This is a genomic window from Sphaerisporangium fuscum (assembly GCF_018531465.1).
In the GTDB taxonomy this organism is placed as follows: Bacteria; Actinomycetota; Actinomycetes; order Streptosporangiales; family Streptosporangiaceae; genus Sphaerisporangium; species Sphaerisporangium fuscum.
In genome coordinates, this window is the sequence record NZ_JAHDTF010000002.1 from 89,509 (window position 1) to 113,463 (window position 23,955).

At 71.0% G+C, this 23,955-nt stretch carries 20 protein-coding genes; 5 read left to right on the forward strand and 15 right to left on the reverse strand.

Annotated features, from left to right (window positions below; all coding sequences use genetic code 11):
• Window positions 1-133 precede the first annotated feature (133 nt).
• On the forward strand, window positions 134-1,786 hold the full coding sequence (locus KIK05_RS01540; protein ID WP_214408668.1) for a penicillin-binding transpeptidase domain-containing protein: 1,653 nt from the start codon (window positions 134-136) through the stop codon (window positions 1,784-1,786).
• Here the strand turns inward: KIK05_RS01540 and KIK05_RS01545 are convergent.
• The gene (locus tag KIK05_RS01545) at window positions 1,783-2,772 is read right to left on the reverse strand and encodes a stage II sporulation protein M (RefSeq protein ID WP_214408669.1); all 990 of its coding nucleotides are present in this window, start codon (window positions 2,770-2,772) and stop codon (window positions 1,783-1,785) included. The two genes, KIK05_RS01540 and KIK05_RS01545, sit on opposite strands and share 4 nt — an antisense overlap.
• 38 nt (window positions 2,773-2,810) lie before the next feature.
• Between KIK05_RS01545 and KIK05_RS01550 the strand changes: the two genes are divergently transcribed.
• Window positions 2,811-3,758 (forward strand): RDD family protein, encoded by a 948-nt coding sequence (locus KIK05_RS01550; protein WP_308249694.1) that lies wholly within the window; start codon window positions 2,811-2,813, stop codon window positions 3,756-3,758.
• Window positions 3,759-3,907: 149 nt separating this feature from the next.
• Here KIK05_RS01550 and KIK05_RS01555 read toward each other — a convergent pair whose 3' ends face one another.
• The 7 genes from KIK05_RS01555 to ahcY all read right to left on the reverse strand — a co-directional run bounded on the left by KIK05_RS01555 (window position 3,908) and on the right by ahcY (window position 12,865).
• The gene (locus tag KIK05_RS01555) at window positions 3,908-4,870 is read right to left on the reverse strand and encodes an ABC transporter permease (RefSeq protein ID WP_214408670.1); all 963 of its coding nucleotides are present in this window, start codon (window positions 4,868-4,870) and stop codon (window positions 3,908-3,910) included.
• A gap of 5 nt (window positions 4,871-4,875) precedes the next feature.
• Window positions 4,876-5,874 (reverse strand): ABC transporter permease, encoded by a 999-nt coding sequence (locus KIK05_RS46515; RefSeq protein ID WP_214408671.1) that lies wholly within the window; start codon window positions 5,872-5,874, stop codon window positions 4,876-4,878.
• A complete protein-coding gene (locus tag KIK05_RS01565; RefSeq protein WP_308249695.1) occupies window positions 5,871-6,860 on the reverse strand; it encodes an ABC transporter ATP-binding protein in 990 nt (329 codons plus the stop codon). Before KIK05_RS01565 ends, KIK05_RS46515 begins: the two co-directional genes overlap by 4 nt.
• Entirely contained in the window at window positions 6,857-7,939 is a 1,083-nt protein-coding gene (locus KIK05_RS01570) for an ABC transporter ATP-binding protein (protein ID WP_250562087.1), read from the reverse strand. Before KIK05_RS01570 ends, KIK05_RS01565 begins: the two co-directional genes overlap by 4 nt.
• A 31-nt stretch (window positions 7,940-7,970) precedes the next feature.
• A complete protein-coding gene (locus KIK05_RS01575; protein ID WP_214408673.1) occupies window positions 7,971-9,788 on the reverse strand; it encodes an ABC transporter substrate-binding protein in 1,818 nt (605 codons plus the stop codon).
• A gap of 318 nt (window positions 9,789-10,106) precedes the next feature.
• The gene (locus KIK05_RS01580) at window positions 10,107-11,360 is read right to left on the reverse strand and encodes an adenosylhomocysteinase (protein WP_214408926.1); all 1,254 of its coding nucleotides are present in this window, start codon (window positions 11,358-11,360) and stop codon (window positions 10,107-10,109) included.
• A gap of 74 nt (window positions 11,361-11,434) precedes the next feature.
• Window positions 11,435-12,865, reverse strand: a complete 1,431-nt coding sequence (gene ahcY / locus KIK05_RS01585) for an adenosylhomocysteinase (RefSeq protein ID WP_214408674.1) — start codon at window positions 12,863-12,865, stop codon at window positions 11,435-11,437.
• Between the two features lie 112 nt (window positions 12,866-12,977).
• On the opposite strand from ahcY, the gene KIK05_RS01590 reads away from it, so the two are divergent.
• Both KIK05_RS01590 and KIK05_RS01595 read left to right on the forward strand, forming a co-directional pair.
• A complete protein-coding gene (locus tag KIK05_RS01590) occupies window positions 12,978-13,310 on the forward strand; it encodes a MerR family transcriptional regulator (protein WP_214408675.1) in 333 nt (110 codons plus the stop codon).
• 50 nt (window positions 13,311-13,360) lie between these two features.
• Window positions 13,361-14,227: an RpnC/YadD family protein gene (locus KIK05_RS01595; RefSeq protein ID WP_214408676.1), complete on the forward strand. Its 867-nt coding sequence runs from the start codon at window positions 13,361-13,363 to the stop codon at window positions 14,225-14,227.
• A gap of 75 nt (window positions 14,228-14,302) precedes the next feature.
• Here the strand turns inward: KIK05_RS01595 and KIK05_RS01600 are convergent, their stop codons facing one another.
• From KIK05_RS01600 to KIK05_RS01620, 5 genes are all read right to left on the reverse strand, one after another.
• On the reverse strand, window positions 14,303-15,220 hold the full coding sequence (locus KIK05_RS01600; RefSeq protein WP_214408677.1) for a cation diffusion facilitator family transporter: 918 nt from the start codon (window positions 15,218-15,220) through the stop codon (window positions 14,303-14,305).
• 63 nt (window positions 15,221-15,283) lie between these two features.
• Window positions 15,284-16,405 carry an SIS domain-containing protein gene (locus KIK05_RS01605; RefSeq protein ID WP_308249696.1) on the reverse strand — a complete coding sequence of 374 codons (1,122 nt, stop codon included), beginning with the start codon at window positions 16,403-16,405 and terminating at the stop codon, window positions 15,284-15,286.
• Window positions 16,402-16,581, reverse strand: coding sequence for a Trm112 family protein (locus tag KIK05_RS01610; protein ID WP_214408678.1), 180 nt, complete (start codon window positions 16,579-16,581; stop codon window positions 16,402-16,404). Before KIK05_RS01610 ends, KIK05_RS01605 begins: the two co-directional genes overlap by 4 nt.
• Entirely contained in the window at window positions 16,578-17,927 is a 1,350-nt protein-coding gene (locus tag KIK05_RS01615) for a phosphomannomutase/phosphoglucomutase (RefSeq protein ID WP_214408679.1), read from the reverse strand. Before KIK05_RS01615 ends, KIK05_RS01610 begins: the two co-directional genes overlap by 4 nt.
• A gap of 101 nt (window positions 17,928-18,028) precedes the next feature.
• Complete coding sequence (locus tag KIK05_RS01620; protein ID WP_214408680.1) at window positions 18,029-18,394, reverse strand: DUF3499 domain-containing protein; 366 nt, start codon at window positions 18,392-18,394, stop codon at window positions 18,029-18,031.
• Between the two features lie 192 nt (window positions 18,395-18,586).
• Between KIK05_RS01620 and KIK05_RS01625 the strand changes: the two genes are divergently transcribed.
• Entirely contained in the window at window positions 18,587-19,051 is a 465-nt protein-coding gene (locus KIK05_RS01625; protein ID WP_308249697.1) for a metallopeptidase family protein, read from the forward strand.
• Between the two features lie 126 nt (window positions 19,052-19,177).
• Here KIK05_RS01625 and KIK05_RS01630 read toward each other — a convergent pair whose 3' ends face one another.
• Window positions 19,178-20,608, reverse strand: a complete 1,431-nt coding sequence (locus tag KIK05_RS01630) for a DUF5719 family protein (protein WP_214408681.1) — start codon at window positions 20,606-20,608, stop codon at window positions 19,178-19,180.
• A gap of 52 nt (window positions 20,609-20,660) precedes the next feature.
• Window positions 20,661-23,732 carry a glycosyltransferase gene (locus KIK05_RS01635; protein WP_214408682.1) on the reverse strand — a complete coding sequence of 1,024 codons (3,072 nt, stop codon included), beginning with the start codon at window positions 23,730-23,732 and terminating at the stop codon, window positions 20,661-20,663.
• Window positions 23,733-23,955: the final 223 nt, after the last annotated feature.

Genomic DNA, 23,955 nt, shown 5'->3' on the forward strand with positions numbered 1-23,955 from the left:
ATTCCGGTTCGAGAAAACGCGTATTCAGCACTGGCCGTATTCCAGTCGGTGAATAAAGCAGGGATGAGCGCACCTTTTGCCGCATACGATCTTTTCGCGGTGTGCGGTCCCAATCAACTCGGCGGTGCAAACAATGCGTGCTCGATGGCCCGTGGTGATGGTCGTCCTGGTGGGCCTGATGCTGGCCTTCGCCGGGTACGCGGTGCTGACCACGCCGGATCCCATGCAGACCCCGCTGGCACGCACGCGCCGGCCGTCCCCCACCCTCACCGCACAGGCCCCGCCGGTCACCGCCCGACCGGCCGGGACGGTGGCACCGGTCACCGGGACGACGGCGCCCGCCACCGGCCTCCCCCTGCCCGCCTCCCCCTCCACGCCGCCCGTCCAGGAGGGGCCCGGCGGCACCGCGAGCCGCTACTTCGCCGCCTGGCAGGCCGGTGACCTCACCTCAATGGCCGGCCTGGTCGCCGATCCGCCGGCCGACTTCGCCGACCGGCACCGCCGGTTCAGCGCCGACCTGCGGATCGCGTCGTTGTCGCTGACGCCCGGCGTCCCGCGCCTGGTGGGCGCCGAGGCGGCCGAAGTGCCGTTCCAGGGCGTGCGCCAGGTGACCGGGCTCGGCCCGTGGCCGTTCTCCTCGGTGCTGCGCCTCGCCCTGCGGAACGGCTCGTGGAAGGTGCTGTGGGCGCCCGAGACGCTGCATCCGTCCCTCAGGGACGGCGGTGGCGTACGGCTGAAGGAGAACAGGTCCCCCCAGGTGCTGACCCGCGAGGGGCGGGCGTTCCCGCCGAACAGCAGGGCCGGCGACTACTTCCCCGGCCTGGACGCCGCCGCCGTACGTCTGTCGCTGGAGGAGGTGCCGTCGGGCAAGGTGTTGCTGGCCTCCCCCAACCCCACCCAGGCGGGACGGCGCACCACGATCGCGCAGCGGGAGCAGACCGCCGCCGCCCGCGCCCTGGACGGTGTGACGCAGCCCGCGGCGATCGTCGCCGTGGACGTCCAGAGCAGGCAGGTCCGCGCGGTGGCGGACACCCTGGGCGGCAGGCGGGCCTTCAACGGCCTCTACCCGCCCGGTTCGGCCTTCAAGGTGGTGACGGCCGCCGCGCTCCTGGGCAACGGCCTGACGGCCGACTCCCAGGTGCCGTGCCCGGCGTCGTACACCATCCCGAACGCCCGCAGCTTCACCAACGACGGCGGCGCCGACCGCGGCACGGTCAGCCTCACCATGGCGTTCGCCCACTCGTGCAACACCACCTTCGTGCAGCAGACCTACGAACACCTGCGCGGCGACCAGCTGCGCGCCGAGGCGGCCGACCGGTTCGGGTTCCGCGAGAAGACCGGCCTCAGCACCTGCCGCATCCAGCCGCCCAAGGACCTCGACGAGCTGGGCGCCGACGCGATCGGGCAGAACTCCGTGCAGGCGAGCCCGCTGTGCATGGCCGAGGTCGCCGCCGCCGTGGCGAGCGGCGTCTGGCGCCCCGCCCTCATGACCGACACGCCGCCCGCCGGATCACCGCCGGAGGTGCCCCTGGACCAGGGAGTGCTCGACGGCGTGCGCGCGATGATGGGCGCGGTGGTGACGAAGGGCACCGCCGCCCAGGCGGGCCTCCCGTCCGGCACCGCCGGGAAGACCGGCACCGCCGAGGTGAAGGGGGCGAGCTCGCATGCCTGGTTCGTCGGCTACCGGGGCTCGCTGGCCTTCGCCGTGCTCGTCCAGAACGGCGGCAGCGGCCCCGGCGTGGCCGCCCCGCTCGCCGCGAAGTTCCTGAGGGCGCTCCGGGACTAACTGGACGGTGCGACGTCCGGGGCGCGTTCGAGATCGCCGGACTCGCCCGCGCGCAGCGCCCTGCGGCCGAAGAAGACGACGTAGGCCAGGAAGGCGCCCTCGGCGATCACGCCGATGCCGATGCGCGCCCAGGTGGGCAGCGGGGACGGGGTGACCATCGCCTCGATCAGCCCGGAGACCAGCAGCACCGCCACCAGTCCGAGCGCCACGCTCACCACGGCGCGCCCCTGCTCGGCCAGCGCCTCGGTGCGTTTGCGCGGCCCCGGGTCGATGGCCGTCCACCCGAGGCGCATCCCCACGGCGGCGGCCAGGAAGACGGCTGTCAGCTCCAGCAGACCGTGCGGGGTGATCAGCCCGAAAAAGACGTCGAGCCGGTCGTAGGAGGCCATCAGGCCGCCGGAGACGCCGACGTTCGCGGCGTTCTGCCAGAGGATGTACGGGATCGGGATGCCGAGCAGCACCGACATCGCGATCACCTGCATGGACACCCAGGCGTTGTTGATCCACACCTGCCCGGCGAACGCCCCCGCGGGGTGATCGGAGTAGTAGTCGGCGAAGTCGTGCTCGACGAGCTGCCTGATCTCCTCGGGACTCGCGACGGCGGCCTGGACGCCGGGGTTGCGCGCGATCCACACCCCGAGCACCACCGACACCACCAGGAAGGCGCCGGCCGTGGCCGCCCACCACCAGCGGGCGCGGTAGGCCACCACGGGGAACGAGACGGTGAAGAACCGCACGAACTCCCGCCAGGCAGGGGTGTGCGCGCCGGTCACCGCGGACCGGGCCCGCGCGACCAGCGCCGACAGACGGCCCACCAGGAGCTGGTCGGACCCGGACCTGACGATGGACAGATGTGTCGCCGTCCGCTGGTATAGGTCGACCAGCTCGTCGACCTCGGCGCCGCTCAGCGAGCCCCGGTGGCGCACGAGGGCTTCGAGGCGGTCCCATGTCGGCTTGTGCGCGGCGACGAACGCGTCGATGTCCACGCATGAGAGCCTATTGGCCCGCCGGATAGGGTGGGGGCGTGTCCGATGTCGTGACCGGTGAGGCCGTCGTCCTCGAAGTGCGGGTCGCCCAGCTGCCGAGCCGCGCCGTGGCCCTGTTCATCGACATGGTGGTGCAGGTCCTGGCCATGATCGGTTTGATCATGCTGCTCGGCATGGCGTCCTTCGTTACCGAGGAGGCCGTGGTGATCGCGCTCATGATCCTCGTCATGGCGCTCGTCACCGTCGGCTACCCGGTGATCTTCGAGACGCTGAGCCGTGGCCGCAGCCTCGGCAAGCTCGCCCTGGGGTTGCGCGTGGTCAGCGACGACGGGAGCCCCGAGCGGTTCCGGCAGGCGCTGTTCCGCGGGCTCGCCGGGCTCCTGGAGTTCTGGATCCTGTACGGCGCCCCCGCGCTGATCAGCTCGCTGATCTCCTCGCAGGGCAAGCGGCTCGGCGACGTCTTCTCGGGCACCATCGTGATCTCCGAGCGCGGCCCCCGCCAGTCCCCGCCGCCGCAGATGCCGCCCGCGCTCGCGGCGTGGGCGGCGACGCTGGAGCTGTCCCGGCTGCCCCAGGAGCTCGCCTCCACCGCCCGGCAGTACCTTTCGCGCTGGCACCAGCTCTCTCCCGCCGTCCAGCACGAGATGGGATCGCGGATCGCCGCGCAGTTCGCGTCGTTCGTCTCGCCGCCGCCTCCGCCCGCCGTGCCTCCGCACGCCTACCTCTCGGCCGTCCTCGCCGAGCGCCGCCGCCGCACGGAGGCGCGCATCGCCCGGCAGATGGCGCAGCGGTCGCGGTACGCGCGGACGGCGTACGGCCATCCCGTCCCGCAGGCCCACGCGGCTCCTCACCCCGGCCCGTACGCCCAGGCGGCTCCTCCGCAGGCCCCGCAGCCGCAACCCGCCGAAATTTTCTCACCAGGCGCGCGTACCGCCCCATCTGCGGAAACGCAGCCGGCATCGGGCGGATTCACCCCTCCCGCCTAGATTTTTTTCCTCGCCCCCGCATACATGGCGCGAAGGCGGGCACTTGGCGACCCAACGGGTCACTGGGGCATTGACCCGTACGTGGGAAGCGGGTATGGCCGGTGCGCGAGGGAGAGGTCGCGCCGGCCATGCCCATCCCCACGAAGGCCTCAGGCCAGCCGGACGCGGGCGTCCAGGAGGGCGTACGCCACGTCGACCAGCAGGTTGGCGACGACCACCGCGGCGGCGCTGATCAGCACCACCCCCATGATCACCGGTAGGTCGCTGCTCACGAACGCCTGCACCACCGCCTGGCCGACCCCGCCGAGGCCGAAGACCGACTCGGTGACGACCACGCCGCCGATGAGCGTGCCGACGTCCACGCCGAGCTGCGACACCACGGGGGTGAGCGCCGAGCGCAGTCCGTGCCGTACGATCACCCGCCGCTCCGGCACGCCCTTGGCGCGGGCCGTGCGGATGTAGTCCTCGCCCAGCACGTCGAGCATCGACCCTCTGGTCAGCCGCAGGTAGGTCGCGGCCTGCACCGTGGCCAGCGTGATCCACGGCAGGATCAGGTGCCGCGCCCACTCGGCCGGGTTCTGCGACAGATCGACATAGGAGTCGGGCGGGAAGATCGGCATCCCCGCCTTGGTGAGCTGGAAGAACAGCAGGTAGAGCAGCAGCAGCCCGATCACGAACGTCGGCATGGACACCCCGGCGAGCGCGAGGAACGTCAGGAGCCTGTCGAGGACCGAGCGTGCCCGGGTGGCGCTCAGCATCCCCGCTGTCACCCCGACGATCAGCCACAGCACCGCGCCGCCGAGCACCAGCGACAGGGTCGGCGGCAGGTCCGCGGCGACCAGCTTGCCGACCGACTCGCCGTTGAAGTACGACTTACCGAGGTCGCCGTGGAGCAGCCGTCCCATGTACTGGCCGTACTGCACGATGACGGGCTGGTCGAGGCCGAGGTCGCGCCTGATCATGTCGACCTGCTCGGGGGTGGCCTGCCGCCCGGCCAGCGTCCGGGCCGGGTCGCCGGGCGCCACGAAGAACATGAAGAACGTCCCGAGCGTGACGAGCCACAGCACGATCACGCCGAGCAGCACGCGCCGGACGATGAATCGACGGAACATCGCGATCAGCCCTCCGTCTTCACGCGCCGCGCGGCCTTCGCACGGGCGCCGCGTCTGCGGACGATGCCCCGGCGCCTGCTGAACAGCCGCTCGGTGCGCGGGTCGATGGCGTCGCGGATGCCGTCCCCGAGCAGGTTGAAGGCGAGCGTGGTGAGCAGCAGGGTCCCCGCCGGGAAGGTGAGGTACCACCAGGCGACCCGGTAGAAGCCCTGTGCCTCGCTCAGCAGGTTGCCCCACGAGGGTGTCGGGGGCACGATGCCGAGGCCGAGGTACGACAGGGTCGACTCGAAGACGATCGCGGCCGGGATCAGCAGCGTCACCAGCACGATCACCGGCGCGAGGAGGTTCGGCAGGATGTCAACGAACATGATGCGCGCGTCGCCCGCCCCGAGCGACCTCGCCGCCTCGACGTACTCCCGTTCCTTGATCGACAGGGTCTGGCCGCGCACGATGCGGGCGATCGCCGCCCAGGAGTAGAACGCGATCACCCCGATCGTGGCGGTGAGCGACGGCCCGGCGATCGACACGACGGCGATGGCGAAGATCAGGTACGGGAACGACAGCACGACGTCCATCAGCCGCGACAGGATCGTGTCGATCACGCCGCCGTAGAACCCCGCGACCAGGCCGACGGCGACCCCCAGCATCGCGGCCAGGCCGGTGGACAGCACGCCGACGACCAGCGACACCCGCGCCCCGTACAGGACGCGGATGAACAGGTCGCGGCCCAGGCGGTCGGTGCCGAACCAGAACGTCCCGTTGGGGGCCACCGGCAGGCCGGCGTCGGTGATGCCGGTGTCGCGGAACTGGTCGTCGGGGCCGTGCCCGCTCCACTGCGCGATGAGCGGCGCCGCGGCGGCGAGCACGAGCAGCAGCACGACGACCACCGCCGACGCCAGGGCGACCTTGTCGGTCCGGATGCGGGCCCAGGCCAGGGCCCAAGGGCTGCGCCCGGCGATGGTGCCGCCGGGCACGGCCTCCGGGCGTATCTCGGTGAGCGTCACCGCGTCCTCCTCTCACCGTCGCCGATCGGGAAGTGGCAGGCCGTCAGGTGCCCGGCGCCCGCCAGAACGGGCTGCTCGACCGAGCAGACCTCCTGCGCCCTCGGGCAGCGCGGGTGGAACCGGCACCCGGACGGCGGGTCGATCGGCGAGGGGACGTCGCCGGTGAGGATGACGCGGCTGCGCCGGTCGGCGGCGTCCGGGTCGGCCACGGCGGTGGCCGACAGCAGCGCGTCGGCGTAGGGGTGGCGCGGACGCTCGTACAGCTCTCCGGCCTCGGCGAGCTCGGCCACCTTGCCCAGGTACATCACCGCGATGCGGTCGCTGACGTGCCGGACGACCGACAGGTCGTGGGCGATGAACAGGTACGTGAGCCCGAAGTCGTCCTGCAGGTCCTTCAGGAGGTTGAGGATCTGGGCCTGGATCGACACGTCGAGGGCGGAGACCGGCTCGTCGCAGATGATCAGGCGTGGCCGCAGCGCGAGGGCCCGGGCGACGCCGATGCGCTGCCGCTGGCCGCCGGAGAACTCCGCGGGGAACCGGTTGTAGTGCTCGGGGTTGAGGCCGACCCGTTCCATCAGCTCCGCCACCGTGCGGCGGCGCTCGCGCGGGGTGCCGACGTCGTGGATGACGAGCGGGTCGGCGATGATCGAGCCGACCCGGCGGCGCGGGTTGAGCGAGCCGTAGGGATCCTGGAACATCACCTGGATGTCCCTGCGAAAGGGCCGCATGGCGCTTCGCGACAGGTTGGTGATGTCCTGCCCGTCGAAGGTCACCTTGCCGGAGGTCACCGGGTACAGACCGGCGATGCAGCGCGCCAGGGTCGACTTGCCGCATCCGGTCTCGCCCACCAGCCCCAGCGTCTCGCCGGGCGCCAGGGTCAGGCTGACCCCGTCGACGGCGTGCACCTGCCCGACCGTGTGCCGGATCAGCGTGCCGGCGGTGATCGGGAAGTGTTTGATGAGGTTGTCGACTTCGAGAAGGTTCACCGCGTATCTCCCCCCGAGCCTTCCGGGACCGCCCCGCCCGGTTCGGGCTCCTGATCGGAGGCGGCGGCGGCGCGCAGCCGTACGGCCTCCGCCTCCTCGCCGAGCCCGACCGCCTCGTGCGGCAGCCAGCACGCCGAGGCGTGGTCCCCGTCGCCGGTGACCCGGTCGAGGGGCGGGCGCTCGGCCAGGCACACCGGCATCGCGTACCGGCAACGCGGATGGAACGCGCATCCGGGCGGCACCGCGATCATGCTGGGCGGCTGGCCGGGGATCGGCCGGAGCCTGCCCTCCCGCACGCCGGTGCTGCCGGGGATCGACTCCAGCAGCCCCTTCGTATAGGGGTGATGCGGCCGGTAGTACAGGGTGCGCCGGTCGGCCCGCTCGACCGGGAGGCCGGCGTACATGACCATGACCTCGTCGGCCATCCCCGCGACGACGCCCAGGTCGTGGGTGATCAGCACGAGCGCGATGTCGAACTCCCGCTGTAGCCGCATGATCAGCTCCAGGATCTGGGCCTGCACGGTCGCGTCCAGCGCGGTCGTCGGCTCGTCGGCGATCACCAGCCGGGGGTTGAGGGCGAGCGCCATCGCGATCATGGCGCGCTGCCGCATGCCGCCGGAGAACTGGTGGGGGTAGTCGTCGATTCGGCGGTCGGGCCGCGGGATGCCGACCAGTCCCAGCAGCTCGACCGCGCGCCGCCGGGCCTGCGCGCGGCTCACGGAGGCGTCGTGGACCTGGATCAGCTCGGCGATCTGCCAGCCCACCTTGTACAGGGGGTGGAGGCTGGTCAGAGGGTCCTGGAATATCACGCTTATCTCGGATCCACGGATCTGGCGCAGACGTTCCTCGCTCAGTGCGAGGAGGTCGAGGCCCTCGAACAGCGCGCTGCCCGAGATGTCCGCCTCGGGCAGCAGGCCGAGGATGGCCTGCGTGCTCACCGTCTTGCCGCTCCCCGACTCCCCGACGATCGCCAGCGTCCGCCCCGGCTCGACACTGAACGACAGGCCGCGGACGGCCCGCACCAGGCCGTCCGCGGTCGGGAAGCCGACCGTGAGATCTCTCACCTCGAGAAGGCTCATTCTCCGGTCCTTCGGCTCACAGGTCCTCCCGTCACGGGGTGGGCGGGTCGAGCCAGAGGTTGGTGACGTCGTACAGCTGGAAGGCCGGCAGGTAGAGAGCGTTCTTCACCCGCTTGGAGTGGTAGATCGGCGTGTTCTGGTTCTGGAACGGCACGATCACCGCGTCGGCCAGCACCTGCTGGTCGACCTGGTGCCACAGGCCCGCGGCCTTGGCCTGGTCCGGCTCCGCCAGGGCCTTCTTGATCAGGTCGTCGACCTTGGGGTTGCTGTAGCAGCCGTAGTTCGACGTGCCGGGGGTGCAGTTGGTCTGGAACAGCGGCTGCGCCACCGCCCGGCCGTTGTTGCCGTACCAGTCGGGTATCCAGCCCGGCGCCGAGACGTCCCACTTGCTGTCCTTGGCGAGGGAGGGGTTCTGCAGGAAGGCGCCGTAGTAGTCGCCCTGCCGCACCGGCAGGCCCTTGACGGTGATGCCGCACTTCTTCAGGTCCGCCGAGTACGACTGGAAGACCGAGGGGTGGTTGCCCGCGTTGCGGAACGCGCCGATCAGCGTCATGCCGTTCGGGTAGCCGGCCTCGGAGAGCAACTGCTTGCACTTGGCCGGGTCGCCGCTGTCGTTCGGCGTGGGGTACGGGTTGTACTCCTGGTAGCCGATGTTGCCGGGCGGGATCGCGGTGTGCAGCGGGGTGTTCAGGTCCTTGCCGCCGTAGATCTTGCCGACCGCGACCTTGCTGATGGCGTACTCGATGGCCTGGCGCACCTTGAGCTTGCCCATCGCGCCGTTCTCGTTCTTGCTCTGCAGGTTGAAGACGAGGTAAGGGTTGGTGATCGCGCCGGGGAAGACCTTGTAGTTCGGGTCGTTCGCGGCGGCCAGGCGGGGAAGCTGCGCGGTCGGCACCGGCAGGTCCCACGACAGGTCGGCGCTGCCGGCCTCGAGCTGCTGCTGCACGCTGTCCGGCTCGGTGACGCCCTCCTTCACCTCGATCGCCTCGACGTACTGGTGCCGGATCGGGTCCGCCTCCTGCCTCCAGGCCGGGTTGCGCTCCAGGCGGATCTCCTTGGTCGCCGCGTACTTGGTGATTTTGTACGGGCCGTCGGAGATCACGTGCTGCCGGAAGTCGGCGTCGTCGGGGAGGTACTGGTCGTACTCCTGGGGGGCGGCGGAGGAGAAGTTCAGCGACAGGATGTTGAGGAAGTCGCTCGCCGGCTGGATCAGCGTGAAGACGATGGTCTTGTCGTCCTTGGCCCGCACACCGGAAACGTCGTGGGAGTTCTGGAAGTCCGCCAGCGCCTTCGGCGTGGGCTTGTCCTTGGCGAACGCCTTGGCGTAGGCCGCGCAGTACTCGGCCATGCCCTTGATCGTGCTGGTGTAGTAGCCGGGAGCCCCCGCGCCGGCCACCGGGTTGCAGAGGCGCTTGAAGCCGCGCACGAAGTCCTGCGCCGTGACCGGCCTCGGCGGCGTGGTGTCCCACTGGACGCCGTCGCGCAGCTTGATCGTGTAGGTGAGCAGATCTTTGCTGATGCCGCCGTTGCCGGTGGTCGGGATCTCGGTCGCCACGTCGGGGACGACCTCCAGCGCCTTCTTCGGGTCGCTCTGCGCGGCCAGGGAGAACAGCTGGCGGGCGTAGGCGCGCAGGATCCCGTTCGTCACGGTGTAGTAGGTGCTGGTGGGGTCGAGATGGTCGACGTCTCCGCCGCCGACGAGCCGGAGCGTGCCGCCCGAGACGGGCTTGCCGGCCTGTTCGGTGGGGCCGGAGTTCTGGGGGGGATTGGCGCTGTCGGTCTGGCAGGCCGTGGCGAGCAGAGCCGCGGCCGCCGCGACCGTAATGGTGAGATGGCGCCTTCTGACCATCTTCCCTCCTCGTGGGCGAGATGGGGATTTTTGGGCCGATGGCAGGGCACATGGCGACAACCCGACAGTGCCCTGCGGTGTCTTCGGACTTGCTCTCACCTGTAGGAACGCACTTGGCGGGGAGGCTGTCGAGGCCCGGTTACATAACCGTTGACGAGGCGCGATCGCTAAGTGATGCCGGTTGGGTGACAAAATGTCACCGAATCCCGACATAACTGTCTATGAAATAGAGCAGTGCGCGGCCGACCTGTGAGGACGTGAAAAGAAACCGTTAAAGGTCCCGCCGGAAGAACAATTGATGACGCGACGGAAAACGGCTCAGGAACCGAGGCGCCAGGACCGCAGATAATCGGCCTGGACAGGGGTGAGCGCGTCGATCTCGATGTCCGCCGCCGCCAGCTTCAGCCGGGCGACCTCCACGTCGATCTCCGCCGGGACGTCGTACACCCCGGGCGTGAGCCGTGAGCGCTCCTCCGCCAGCCAGGCGACCGCGAGCGCCTGGGCGGAGAACGACATGTCCATGACGGCCGCGGGATGACCCTCGGCGGCCGTGAGGTTCACCAGACGGCCCTCGGCGAGCAGCAGCAGCCGCCGGCCGTCGGCCAGGACGTACTCGTCGGTGTGCGGGCGCACGCCGAGGTACACGGTGTCCGCCATCGACTCCAGCGCCCGCACGTCGATCTCGACATCGAAGTGCCCGGCGTTGGCGAGGATCGCGCCGTCCTTCATCTCGGCGAGGTGCTCACCGCGGATGACGTCGCGGTTGCCCGTGACGGTGATGAAGAGGTCCCCCTGCCGGGCGGCCTCCGCCATCGGCCGCACGTCGTAGCCCTGCAGGCTCGCGTCCAGTGCCTTGACCGGGTCGATCTCGGTGACGATCACCCGCGCGCCCTGGCCGCGCGCCCGCTCGGCCACACCTCGTCCGCAGTAGCCGAAGCCCGCCACGACCACCGTGCGGCCCGCGAGCAGCATGTTGGTGGCCCGCAGGATGCCGTCGAGGGTCGACTGGCCGGTGCCGTACCTGTTGTCGAACATCCGCTTGGTGCGGGTGTCGTTCACCGCGACCATCGGGAACCGGAGGGCCTGCTCGGCCGCCATCTGGCGCAGCCGGATGATGCCCGTGGTGGTCTCCTCGCACCCGCCGCTGACGCCGTCGAGCAACTCGACCCGCTCGGTGTGCAGGATGTTCACCAGGTCGCAGCCGTCGTCGAGCACGATGTCCGGCCCGATGTCGAGGGCCTGGTGGATGTGGCGGTAGTAGGTGTCGCGATCGACCCCGGCGCGGGCGTGCACCGCGACGTCGTACGCCGCCAGGGCCGCCGCCACGTCGTTCTGCGTGGACAGGGGGTTGGAGGCGGCCAGCGCGACCCGGGCGCCGCCCGCCCGCAGCGCCCCGACCAGCACCGCGGTCTCAGCGGTGATGTGGAGGCACGCGGCGATCTTCAGGCCGTCGAGCGGCAGCGTCCGGGCGAACCGCTCCCCGATCGCCCGCAGAACGGGCATGGAGCGCAGCGCCCAGTCGATCCGCCGCTCGCCCGCCTCGGCCAGCGGCGCGTCCGCGAATTCCACAATTCCCCCTAAATGTGGCGAAAGGCCCCCACGCAGGACGTGCGCGGGGACCTCGCCTGAGAGCTAGGGCTGACCGATCAGTAACGGTAGTGGTCAGGCTTGTACGGACCCTCGACGTCGACGCCGATGTACTCCGCCTGCTCCTTGGTCAGCTTGGTGAGCTTCACGCCGAGCGCGTCGAGGTGGAGCCGCGCGACCTTCTCGTCGAGGTGCTTCGGCAGGACGTACACGCCGACCGGGTACTCCTCGGTCTTGGTGAACAGCTCGATCTGCGCGATCACCTGGTTGGTGAAGGAGTTGGACATCACGAAGCTCGGGTGGCCGGTGGCACAGCCGAGGTTCATCAGGCGGCCCTCGGCGAGCACGATGATGGAGTGGCCGTCGGGGAAGGTCCAGGTGTGGACCTGCGGCTTGACCTCCTGCTTGACGATGCCCGGCACCTTGGCGAGACCGGCCATGTCGATCTCGTTGTCGAAGTGGCCGATGTTGGAGACGATCGCCTGGTGCTTCATCCGGCCCATGTGGTCGGCCGTGATGATGTTGAAGTTGCCGGTCGTGGTCACGAAGATGTCCGCGATCCCGACGACCTCCTCGAGCGTGGTCACCTGGAAGCCGTCCATGGCGGCCTGCAGGGCGCAGATGGGGTCGATCTCGGTGACGATCACGCGGGCGCCCTGGCCGCGCAGCGCGTCGGCACAGCCCTTGCCCACGTCGCCGTAACCGCAGACCACGGCCACCTTGCCGCCGATGAGCACGTCGGTGGCGCGGTTGAGGCCGTCGATCACGCTGTGGCGGCAGCCGTACTTGTTGTCGAACTTCGACTTGGTGACCGAGTCGTTGACGTTGATCGCCGGGAACAGCAGCGTGCCGTTCTTGAACATCTCGTACAGGCGGTGGACGCCCGTCGTGGTCTCCTCGGTGACGCCCTTGACGCTCTGGGCCACCTTGGTCCAGCGGCCGTCGTCCTCGGAGATGGTGCGGCGGAGGAGGTCGAGAATGATCTTCCACTCCTCCGGGTCGTCCTCACCGGCCGAGGGCACGGCGCCGGCCTTCTCGTACTCGGCGCCCTTGTGGACGAGCAGGGTGGCGTCGCCGCCGTCGTCGAGGATCATGTTGGGGCCGCTGCCGTCAGGCCAGCGCAGGGCCTGGTCGGTGCACCACCAGTACTCCTCCAGGGTCTCGCCCTTCCAGGCGAACACCGGGACGCCCTTGGGGTCGTCGACGGAGCCGTTCGGGCCGACGACCACCGCGGCGGCCGCGTGGTCCTGCGTGGAGAAGATGTTGCAGCTCACCCACCGTACGTCGGCACCGAGCGCCACCAGCGTCTCGATCAGGACGGCCGTCTGGATCGTCATGTGGAGCGAGCCCATGATCTTGGCTCCGCTCAGCGGACGCGACTCGGCGTACTCGCGGCGGACGGCCATCAGGCCCGGCATCTCATGCTCGGCGAGCTGGATCTCCCTGCGCCCGAAATCGGCGAGTGCAAGGTCGGCGACCTTGAAGTCCATAGCGTCTTCCCCTCAACCCGGTCACTTTCGTCTCTGCGAGTGTAAGAGGCTCCCGAGCCCCAATGCATACCCAGAAGCCCGAACCTGACAAAAGAATGTAAGAATTGGTCTCATGCGCATCACTGAGGCCGCGAAACGCCTGGGCCTGTCCCCCCGGATGCTCCGCTACCGGGAGTCGCTCGGCCTGCTGCCCGAGACGCGGGACAAAGGCTCCCACCGGCGCTTCGGGCCCGAGGAACTGGCCGCCGTCAGCCAGGCGATGGAGCTCGAACGGCGCCTCGACGTCTCACCGGCCGAGCTCGCCTTCGGCCTGCGCGTCCTCAGCGAACCCGCCGTCGCCCAGGCCGTCCGCGACCTCGGCCTCCGCCTCGGCCGCATCCACGCCCCCCGCCGCGCCCTCGACTTCGAGAAGGAGAAGGCCCTCCGCCTCCTCCGCGGCCGCTGACCTCAAGCGAAACACGAACACTTTACGTGTTCGTATGGTAACTTTCCGTCATGTCCACCTCCCAGCATGAGGCATTGCACAGGATCTTCCAGGAGCACACGGAGCTGATCCCTCGCGTCCTGCAGAAGGTCCTGAACGTGCCCCTGCCCGACCCGATCAAGATCGAGGTCATGAACGTCGACCTCACCGACCTGCAACCCGTCCCCCGCTGGGTCGACACCCTGGCCAAGATCCACCTGCCCGACAGGGCCGTGATCACCGCCGTCGAATCCCAGACCAAGGCCTCGGAGCAGAAACGCCGCCGCTGGGCGCGCTATCTGTCCTACCTGCACGACCAGCACCAGTGCGACGTCCTGCTGATCGTCACCTGCCGCGACGCGGCCACGGCCCGGTGGGCACGCGAACCCCACCAGGTCGGCCTCCCCGAGTGGCCCACCCTGACCGTACGCCCACTGGTCCTCGGCCCCGACAACGTCCCTGCCATCACCGACGTCGACCAGGCACTCGAGGACATCGACTTCGCCGTCCTGTCAGCACTCGTACACGCCAAGTCACGGAACGTGGATGCGATACTGGACGTGCTCTCCAACGCGCTCAAAGAGATCGACGAAGAACAAGCCAGCGAACTGATGGAATTCACCGAATTCGGGCTCGGCACCGGGCGGGCACAGCAGATCTGGAGGATGTTGATGGCCACCAAGCCCCACGCATACATCTCCGAAACCCGAGCCAAGGGCCGCGCGGAAGGCCGCGCGGAGGGTGAGGCCAAGACGATCCTGCTGGTGCTGGAGACCCGCGGTCTGCCCGTCACCGACGCGCAGCGCGAACGCATCACCTCCTGCACCGACACCGACCAACTCGAACAGTGGGCCAGGCGCGCCGTCGTCGTCGCGGCCACCGGCGAACTGTTCGGCTGAGCGACGGACACGTCGGTCGACAGAGAAGATCAAGCCCCCCGGGGATGCTGCCGGGGGGCTTCGGTATGGGCCGGTTCAGCCGGTGGTGCGGTAGAGGTCGGGTTCGAGGTAGATGACTCGGGCCATGGGGACGGCCTCGCGGATGCGGCGTTCGGCTTCGTCGATGCCCTTGGCGATCTCGGATGCGGTGTCGTCGTGCTCGACGGCGATCTTGGCTGCGACCAGCAGTTCCTCCGGGCCGAGGTGCATCGTGCGCAGGTGGATGACCTTGCTGACCTCGGGGCTGTTCTCCAGCGCCTCGCAGATCTTGTCCTCGACCTCGGGAGTCGCGCTCTCGCCGATGAGCAGGGACTTGGTCTCGACCGCCAGGATCACGGCGATGACGGCGAGCAGCAGGCCGATCATCAGGGTGCCGACGCCGTCCCACATACCGTTGCCGGTCACGACGGCCATCGCCACGCCGAACAGCGCGAAGACCAGGCCGAGCAGGGCCCCGAAGTCCTCCAGGAGCACGACGGGCAGTTCGGGCGCCTTGGCGCGGCGGATGAACGAGAACCACGAGTGCTCGCCCTTGAGGGCGTTGGACTCCTTGATCGCGGTGCGGAACGAGAACCCCTCGGCGACGATGGCGAAGACCAGGACGGCGAACGCCCAGATCGGCGACTCGACGTCGTGCGGATGCGCGATCTTCTCGATGCCCTCGTAAATGGAGAACACCGCACCGATCGTGAACAGCACCACCGACACCACGAACGCGTAGAAGAAGCGCTCACGGCCGTACCCGAAGGGGTGCTTCCGGCTGGCGCGCTTCTTCGACTGCCGGTCACCGAACAGCAGCAGCGCCTGGTTGCCCGAGTCGGCGACCGAGTGCACCGACTCGGCGAGCATCGACGACGACCCTGTGAACAGGAACGCCACGAACTTCGATACCGCGATCGCCAGGTTCGCCCCCAGCGCCGCCATGATCGCCTTGGTACCGCCGCCTGCGCTCACCCGCAGTCTCCGCCCATCCGTGTAACTTGCATCAACGCCGCCAGTAAAGCGGTCATTGAGATCCTATTGGGAAATTCTCGCCTTAAGCTCCGCGATGGCGCTCACCGGAGCCGGATCGATACCGAGGCCGAGGGCCAGGTAGACGCTGCCGTAGTCGGCGAGGCACACCAGCGAGGCCAGTCGCTCCAGGGGATGGACGCCTTCGGCGGTGATCTCGCTCACCGCCACGCCGCGGTCCTCGGCGAGCCGCACCGACGCCGTGCGCTGCTTGCTCACCTGCGGGTGCTCGTCCAGGTCGCGCAGCACGACGAGCCGCAGGGCGAGAGACGGCGAGTCGTCGAAGATGTCGCGCCGGGCGAGCGGCCCGTCGAAGGTCACCACCTGGTTGTGGCCGGCCTCGGGGAGCTCTCCCCAGATGGCGGGGTATTTGGCGTTCTGCTCGAGCTGGGCCGCGAGCCGGTGCGCGGCGACCGCGGCGACCGGCGACGTCCCCCAGATCACCGGGACGGAGTCGGCGACCTCCATCGCCAGCGTCTTTCCGGGGTTGATGAACGACTCGCTCGACGGACGGCAGCGGTGCGCGAGGTCTTCCAGGCGGCCGGCGACGGCCTCCACGACCTCGGACCCCACGTCGCTCAGCCCGAGGGCCGACGCGGCGGCGACGAGCGGCATGGCGAGACCCCAGAGGTTCGCCCGCGGCACGCCGGCCGCGCCCTGCACGGGCACGACGGGCACGTGGAGCCCGGAGGCCTGCTCGGCGATCGACGAGAGCGGCGACCCCTGGCGGCCCACGGTGAGCAGGCGGCATCCCCGGCGCACGGCCTCCATCGCGACCGTCAGGGTCTCCTGGGTGGCCCCGGACGACGACACCGCGACGACCAGGTCGGCGGCCCCGACCCAGCCGGGCAGCCGGTAGGAGCGGACGGTCACGATCGGGACGGGCGTGCCGGCCCCGCACACGGCGGCCAGCAGCTCGCCCGCGAGGGCCGAGCCTCCCACGCCCACCACGACGATCGCCCGCGGCCGTCCGTCGGTGGCGACCCGCGAGATTCCCGCCTCCAGCGCGGCGCGATAGGACGTGCGCACCTGGGCACCGGAGGAGGCCACGCCCGGCAGCATGCCGGAGGGGTCGCCCTCGGTCAGGAACGCCGCGTCGTCCAGGCGCTCCGGCTCGAACGGGCTCACGCCTTGCGCGCCTCGTCGACCAGCAGCACCGGGATGTCGTCGCGGACGGGGTAGACCAGCCCGCACGTCTCGGAGGTGCACGCCAGCTCGTCGTTCTCGGGAACGGCGCTCAGCGGCGACCTGCAGGCGGGGCAGGCCAGGATGTCGAGCAGCCAGTCGTCGATCTTCACGGTCAACTCCTCACGACGGCGAGCACGTCGTCGCGCACCGCCGCCATCAGCTTTTCGTCGGCCGCCTCGGCGTTCAGCCTCAGCAGCGGCTCGGTATTGGACGGACGAAGATTGAACCACCAGTCGGGGCCGGACACCGTCAGGCCGTCGAGATCGTCGAAGGCGACCCCTTCGCGTCCGGCGTACGCCTCGCGTACCCGCGCCAGCACACCCGCCTGGTCGGCCACGGTGCTGTTGATCTCGCCGGAGGCGCGGTAGCGGGAGTAGGACTCGAGCACCTCGGACAGCGGGCGGTCGCGCTCGCCGAGGGCCGCGAGCACGTGCAGCGCCGCCAGCATGCCCGAATCGGCGAACCAGAAGTCGCGGAAGTAGTAGTGGGCGGAGTGCTCTCCGCCGAAGACCGCTCCCGTGCGGGCCATCTCGGCCTTGATGAACGAGTGGCCGACGCGCGTGCGGACGGGCACGCCGCCGTGCTCGCCGATGATCTCGGGGACGGCCCTGGAAGTGATCAGGTTGTGGATCACGGTGGCCCCGGGGTGCTTGGCGAGCTCGCGCGTCGCGACCAGCGCCGTGATCGCCGACGGTGAGACCGACTCGCCGCGCTCGTCGACCACCCAGCAGCGGTCGGCGTCGCCGTCGAAGGCCAGGCCGATGTCGGCCCCCTTGTCGAGGACGGCCTTCTGCAGGTCGCGGAGGTTCTCGGGTTCCAGCGGGTTGGCCTCGTGGTTGGGGAAGGAGCCGTCGAGCTCGAAGTAGAGCGGGGTGACCTCCAGCGGGAGGCCCTCGAACACCGACGGCACGGTGTGACCCGCCATGCCGTTGCCGGCGTCGACGACGACCCTGAGCGGTCTGATGCCGGAAAGGTCGACCAGCCCGCGCAGGTGCGCGGCGTACCCGGCGAGCAGGTCGCGGCGGACCACCTGCCCGCCGCCGGCGCCGTAGGCCGAGCCGAGAAGTTCGGCGGCGCGGTCGCGGATGCGGGTGAGCCCGGTCTCGGCGCCGATGGGCACGGCGCCCGCGCGGCACAGCTTCATCCCGTTGTAGCGAGCGGGATTATGGCTGGCCGTAAACATCACGCCCGGTAGTCCGAGGCTACCGCTGGCGTAGTAGAGAAGATCGGTGGACCCGAGGCCCGCGTCGACGACGTCGGCGCCGCGACCGGTGGCGCCCCGGGCGAAGGCCGCGGCGAGGGGCACGGAGGACTCGCGCATGTCGTGGGCGATCACGACCGAGCTCGCGCCGGCCTCCTCGGCGAAGGCGGCTCCCACGGCTTCGGCGACATCTTCGTCCAGCTCTCCGGGGACGACGCCCCGGATGTCGTACGCCTTGAAGATCTTGGCGAGGTCGCCCACTGCCGCTCCGCCCCTAGTCAGTCATTTCCGGGTCGAGCCTACTGCGTTCGTTCAGGCCCTTTCACGAAGCTCGGGGCGGAAGCCGTCGATCGGGGGCGATGTCACCGCTCGACGTTCTGCTGGGCGGAACGCAGGACCCGTAGGTGGCCGCGGCGGCCGACCTCCACGCCCTGCCCGACGGGCTCCCCCGAGGACGGCGCCGGCCTCGCGGCCTCACGGACGGCGTTGGCCAGGGCTTCGAGGTCGTCGGTGCTGGGTTGCCCGGACTCGGACGGCAGCCGCACGACCTCCCACCCTCGCGGGGCCGTCAGCCGCTCCGCGTGGTCCGCGCACAGGTCGTAGCAATGGGGTTCGACGTACGTCGCCAACGGTCCGAGCACCGCGGTCGAGTCGGCGTAGACGTACGTGAGTGTGAAGACGGCAGGCTGCCTGCAGGCGGTACGGGAACAGCTGCGGACGGGGCTCACGGAGGGACCGTATCCGGTCCGCGTTCACATTGCCACCACCCGGCACCTCTTAACGAGCGTGTCGCCACAATTCGGACACGCACGGGCCACCGAATCCACTCCCGGAGCCCTCTCGCCTCTCCGACGCGAAGGGGCCGGGATCACTGCGGGGAGTGGGCACAGGAGCACGGAGGCACGATCTAGGCTTGCTATGTGAGTTCGGCTCCAGGCGGCAAGCCCCGCCCCAACGGCCCACGCCGGCGTGACCGGCACGGCCGCGGCATGCGCGGCCCGCTGGCCCCGTCGCACGTCCCCATAGCACGCTCCCGGAGCGAGCGCTTCGACGACTTCGTGCTCGACGCCGTCGACCGGCTCAAGCCGAAGTGGGGCGGGCAGCTCTCGTCGGTGGAGTTCGCCGTCGAGGACGTCCCCCCGGCCGACGAGCTGGTCGACGGGCCGGGACGCGTCTCCTCCGACCCGATCCCGTTCGGCAGGGCGCAACCGGCCTCGGGCGGATCTCCGGCGGTCGTCGTGGTCTACCGCCGCCCGCTGGAGGCCCGGGCGCGCGACCGCGACGCGCTCGGCGCCCTCGTGCACGACGTGGTCGTCGAACAAGTGGCCAACCTCCTCGGCCTCTCCCCCGAAACGGTCGACCCCGGGTACGACGACCGCCACTGAGCACCGGGCGATCACGCGATGACCGCCCCGCACGCCCCTGCCGGCGGCCGGCCGGTGCTCGACCCCACCGGCCACCCGGTGAGCCGCTCCAGGCGCGACTCAGCCGCTTCCAGAGCCTTTCGAGGGTCAGGGCAGTACGACGGCGGGGGTCTCGGTGATCTCGGGCACCAGAGCCCACGTGCGGGCCAGCGACAAGGGCGCCGTCGTCAGCAGCAGCCCGTCTCCCGCCTGCTCGTCCAGCACCCGGCCGCCGTACACCGGGCCCGAACCGGGCTGGGGCAGCACCATCACGCTGAAGTCGCCGCCGCCCGCCGGAGGGACGAGCTTGACCTCCTTGGTGCGCGAGGCCGGGATGGCCACGTCGACCGGCGGCGGCGCCGCGCCCCGCTGCGGCAACGTCTGGACGCGGACCCTGCCCGCGGCGCCGGGCGCGGAGAGGATCAGCCGGGAGCTGTTCTTCTTGCCGGCGCGGTTGCCGGCCACCACGCTGCCGATGTCGATCGGCACCGCCCCCGCGCTGAAGGCGATGTCCTGCTTGGCGCCGGTGCCGGTGACCTTGAGCCCGGCCACGATGGGCACGTTCGCGGTCAGCACGATGGCCGACGGCTGCCCGGCGATGCCGGTGGACACATCGAGAGAGGCCGCCGACCCCGCCGCCACCTCCACCGACTCGCGGTTCTTCATGGCGTAGAAGCCGTCGGCCGTGAGCGCCTTGATCTGGACGACGGTGTCGTCGTCGCCGGGAGCCGCGACGTACAGCTCACGCAGGCCGCCCCCGCCGGGGATGCCGGGGACCACCACGCGCGTCGCGGGCGCGGCGGAGGCGGGCAGCCAGTCGACGCCCTTCCCCTTGCCGAGAGCGACCCGGGCGGCGGCCGCCACCCGGCCGCTGATGGTGCGCACCTCGACGGCCATGACGAGCGGCGAGGGGGCGATGTCCTTCACCCTGAGGACCCGCTGCCGTCCCGGCTCGATCATGATGCCGTCGCCGGTGTCACCCACCACGGGACCCTCGCCGGAATAGACCATGACCGAGACGATGGCCTCGGCGGCGTCGGCGTTGGTCAGGTAGAGCACGACGTCGGCGGCGGCCGGGCCCGGGCCGACGAACCACGCGCTGGACCCGGGCTCGGCGCACCGCACATCGGCCAGCCCGCGCGCGGCGCCCCCGTCCTCGCGGGTCGTCTGCGAGGCCTCCAGGCCGGCGGCCATGGCCCCGGCCCCGGCGATCTCGAGGGGAGCCGACTTCTCGGCCACGTCGCGCTGCCACAGCACCCCGGGCCGGTCGAGCTGGGCGACGGTCACGCCCTTGGCCTTCACCTCGGTCACCGTGGCGCGCCCCGCGCCCTTGCCCCCCGGCGGGACGACCGCGTTCACCCGCGCGCCCCCGGGGGCGGGGCAGACGGTGGACACCGACTCGACGGCGACCTTGCGAGTGGTCGCGGGCGGTGCGGCGGCGACGCCGGGACGGGTGGCGAACGCCACGCCGAACAGGGCGCCGAGCGCGATCAGCACCAGCGCGAGGAACCCGAAGCGGTTCTCGATCAGCGCCCTCACCGGGCCACCGCCTTCCGGCGCCCGTCGGCCGGGCGGGTCGCGGCACGGGCCCTCATCGGACGCCCACCTCCTGCCGTTCACGCTCCACGGGGACCTCGGCGTAGTCCTCCACCACCTCCGCGCTCCTGCCGCCGGGAGCGGCCAGGACCAGGATCAGCACCACGAGCACCAGCTGCGCCCACAACCACGCCTCGTGCCAGAACGCCGGGTGCTCGATCGTGATCCGGCCGCCCGCGGCGGGGGCCTGGAAGGCCTGCGCCCAGCCGTCGAAGGTGGTGGCGGCGAGCAAGGAACCGCCCGCGGTGGCCGTCCACCCTCCGGCGGGCTCGGCCAGCACCACGGCCCTCTTCGCCGAACCGGGCGGGACGACGACGGTGACCGCGCCGCCCGCCTCCTGCGTGTAGGCGGCGGGCACGCGGCGGCCGTCCTCCTCGACGAGGTAGGCCCGGCCGAGCGGCTGGACCATCTGCCACAGCCCGCCGCCGGGCGAGAGGTTGACCCTGGTCAGCGCCGGATCGGAGTCGAGGGCACGGGCCACCTCGGGGGCGACCGGCCCGGGCACCTGGATGAAGCGGACGCCGTACGTCGCCAGAGTGAGCGCGTCGTCGCCGCCGCGGCCCGAGGCGATGCCCGACACCAGGTCGGCGAGCCGTTCGCGCATGGCCTCCGGCACGGGCAGGTCGGTCTCGCCGAGCAGGGGCGTGCGCCCGCGCAGGAGGGTGAAGGTGAGCCGCCCGCCGGCGACGGAGCGCAGCACGACCGTGCTCTCACCCCGGGTGGAACTGGAGGCGGCGAAGTCGCCGATGGCGCTGGGCACGCCGCGCTGGATCGGCCCCTGGGCGCCGCTCTTGATCCACAGGCTCGCGACCGCGACCGGAGTGGCGCAGGCGAGCACGACCAGGACCGCGGCGGCGGCGCGGCGCAGGCCGCCGGCCCGGCCGAGTTCCATGATGCGGTGGCCGGTGAGCGCGGCGGCCACGATCAGGCCGGTCGCGGCGAACGCCATCGGCACGCCCGGCCAGGCCGGGACGCCGTGGACCTGGACCCGGCTCACCACGATCGCCACCAGGATCCCGAAGACCGCGACACCCCAGCCGACCACGACCACGATCTGGTGACGCCGGAACAGCAGGGCGGCGAGCGCGGCGCCGATCAACCCTGCCGTCACCCACACCGGGGGCATCCCGGGGCCGCCGGGGCTGAGGAGCAGCAGCGCCTCGGCCGGGAGCCGGGGGTCGGCCAGTCCGGGCCGGTGCAGGCCCGCCTCCAGCAGGATGCGCCCGGGATCGGCCGCCAGCCCCGCCAGCCACGGGAACAGCAGCACGAGGGGTACGGCCATCGCGACGCCCAGCGAGACGCCGACGCCGCGCCGCACCCCGCCGAAGGACACCGCGGCGAGCACGGCGAGCACCCCGACGAGCACGTAGACCAGCGGCGCGAAGGCCGTGCCGACCGCGAGCAGGAACCCCAGGGCCCAGGCCGCGCGCCGCGCGCCGCGACGCTCACGGCTGATCACCCTTGCGGCGAGCGCGGCGTAGATGGGGAGCAGGACGAAGACCACCGCCGTGCCGAGCCGTCCCGCCGCCACCGCGCCCGTCGCCACGGGAAGCAGCGCGTACGACGCGGCCAGCCAGGCCCGCGCGATCGGATGCGAGATCATCGAGCGGGTGGCGACGTAGGCCGACAGGCCGGCGAGCGGCACGCAGCCGAGCAGCAGGACCGACACGGCGAGCCAGGTCTTGCCGAGGAAGAGGGTCGACAGCGCGGCGAGGATCGCGACGTACGGCGGGGCCCAGCCGTCGGACCCCAGGCCGCTGAAGTGGTAGCCCGAGAGGTAGAAGTGCCACAGGTCGGATGCGCCGCCTGCCACGGGCACCAGCGCGCCGCCGCCGAGCAGGTCGCCCAGCAGCAGGGACCGCTCGGCCACCAGCGTGACGGCCGTGAGCGTCAGGCCGAGCAGCACGCCCGGGTTGCCGAACACCCGCTGCACCAGGCCCGCGTCGGTCAGCAGTTCCTCGCCGTCGTCCTTGGACGGCTCGGAGATCACCGCGTGGTGCCGCCCGGCCGCGTCGATCGGCCCCGATCCCGACAGGTAGCTCTGCAGCATGTCGACCAGGCGGCGGTAGGCCATGCCCGACGGTGTAAACAGTTTCCTGACGGCCGGGTAGCCCTGTTTCCTGCCTTTCCTGCGTGCCTTCCTGGCCTTCATCAGGCGGCCGGGACGAGCGAGCAGGGAGGCGAGCGCGACGATCTCGTCGATGGCGTTCGCCGGCTGCTTGGCGAGCAGCAGCAGGAGGGTGCGGACCACCGACCCGAAGACGTTGCGCACGAGCGACCACAGCAGCGACCGGAACGGGAGGTTCGCCATGATCACGAACATGGCGTTGCGACGGTCGAGCCTGCGCGGGTGGTCGGTGCTGGCGGTGACCCGGCGCCTGCGGCGCGCCGCCGCCTCGGCGTGCCAGGCGACCGCCTCGGTGACGATCATCACGTGGTGCCCGGCGGCGGTGGCCCGCCAGCACAGGTCGAGGTCGTCGCGGAACAGCGGGAGGCCGGGGTCGAGGCCGCCGAGCTCCTCCCACACGTCGCGCCGGATGAGCATGCCGGCCGTGGAGACCGACAGCACCCGGCGGGTGCCGTCGTGCTGCCCCTGGTCGTATTCGCGGGGTTCCAGGCCGGTGTCGCGGCGGCCCGACCGGTCGACCGTGACGCCGACCTCCAGGAGGGTGCGCCGGTCGAGCCAGTCACGGAGTTTCGGGCCGAGGATCGCCGCCTTGCCGTTCTCGGCGGCGGCCCACAGCAGCGCCTCCAGGGCCTGCGGATGCGGCGCGCAGTCGTCGTGCAGCAGCCAGATCCACTCCGGGCCTCCGGTGCGCGGCAGCCGTTCGAGCGCCGCCGCGACCGCCTCGCCGAAGCCGGTGGAACGCGGCAGCGTCAGGACGTTGTTGGCGCCGAAGGCCTCGCCGAGGACGCGTCCGCCGCCGTCGCGGCTGCCATTGTCGACGCCGACCATCCTGTCGAGCGGACGGCTCTGCCGAAGGACGGCCGCCAGTGTCTCCTTCAGCCAGCGGGTGCCGTCATGGGCGACGACGACCGCTGTGACGGATGCGCGCGGCGGTTGCACGGGGTGTCCTCAAGCTGCTCGGGTGACTTGCGCCGATCACGATACGGCACCTCCGGCGCGCCTGGTCAGGCACTCGGCCAAACGGCATGACGGGACCGTTCCGATTCACCGGGATGCCGCGCGCGACCGTCACGGGTGCCCCCGTCCCGGTCGCGCTCTGCCCGGACAGCATGATGGGCCGTCCCCATCTCAGGGGTCCGGCCGTTTGTGATCATTCGCGTAC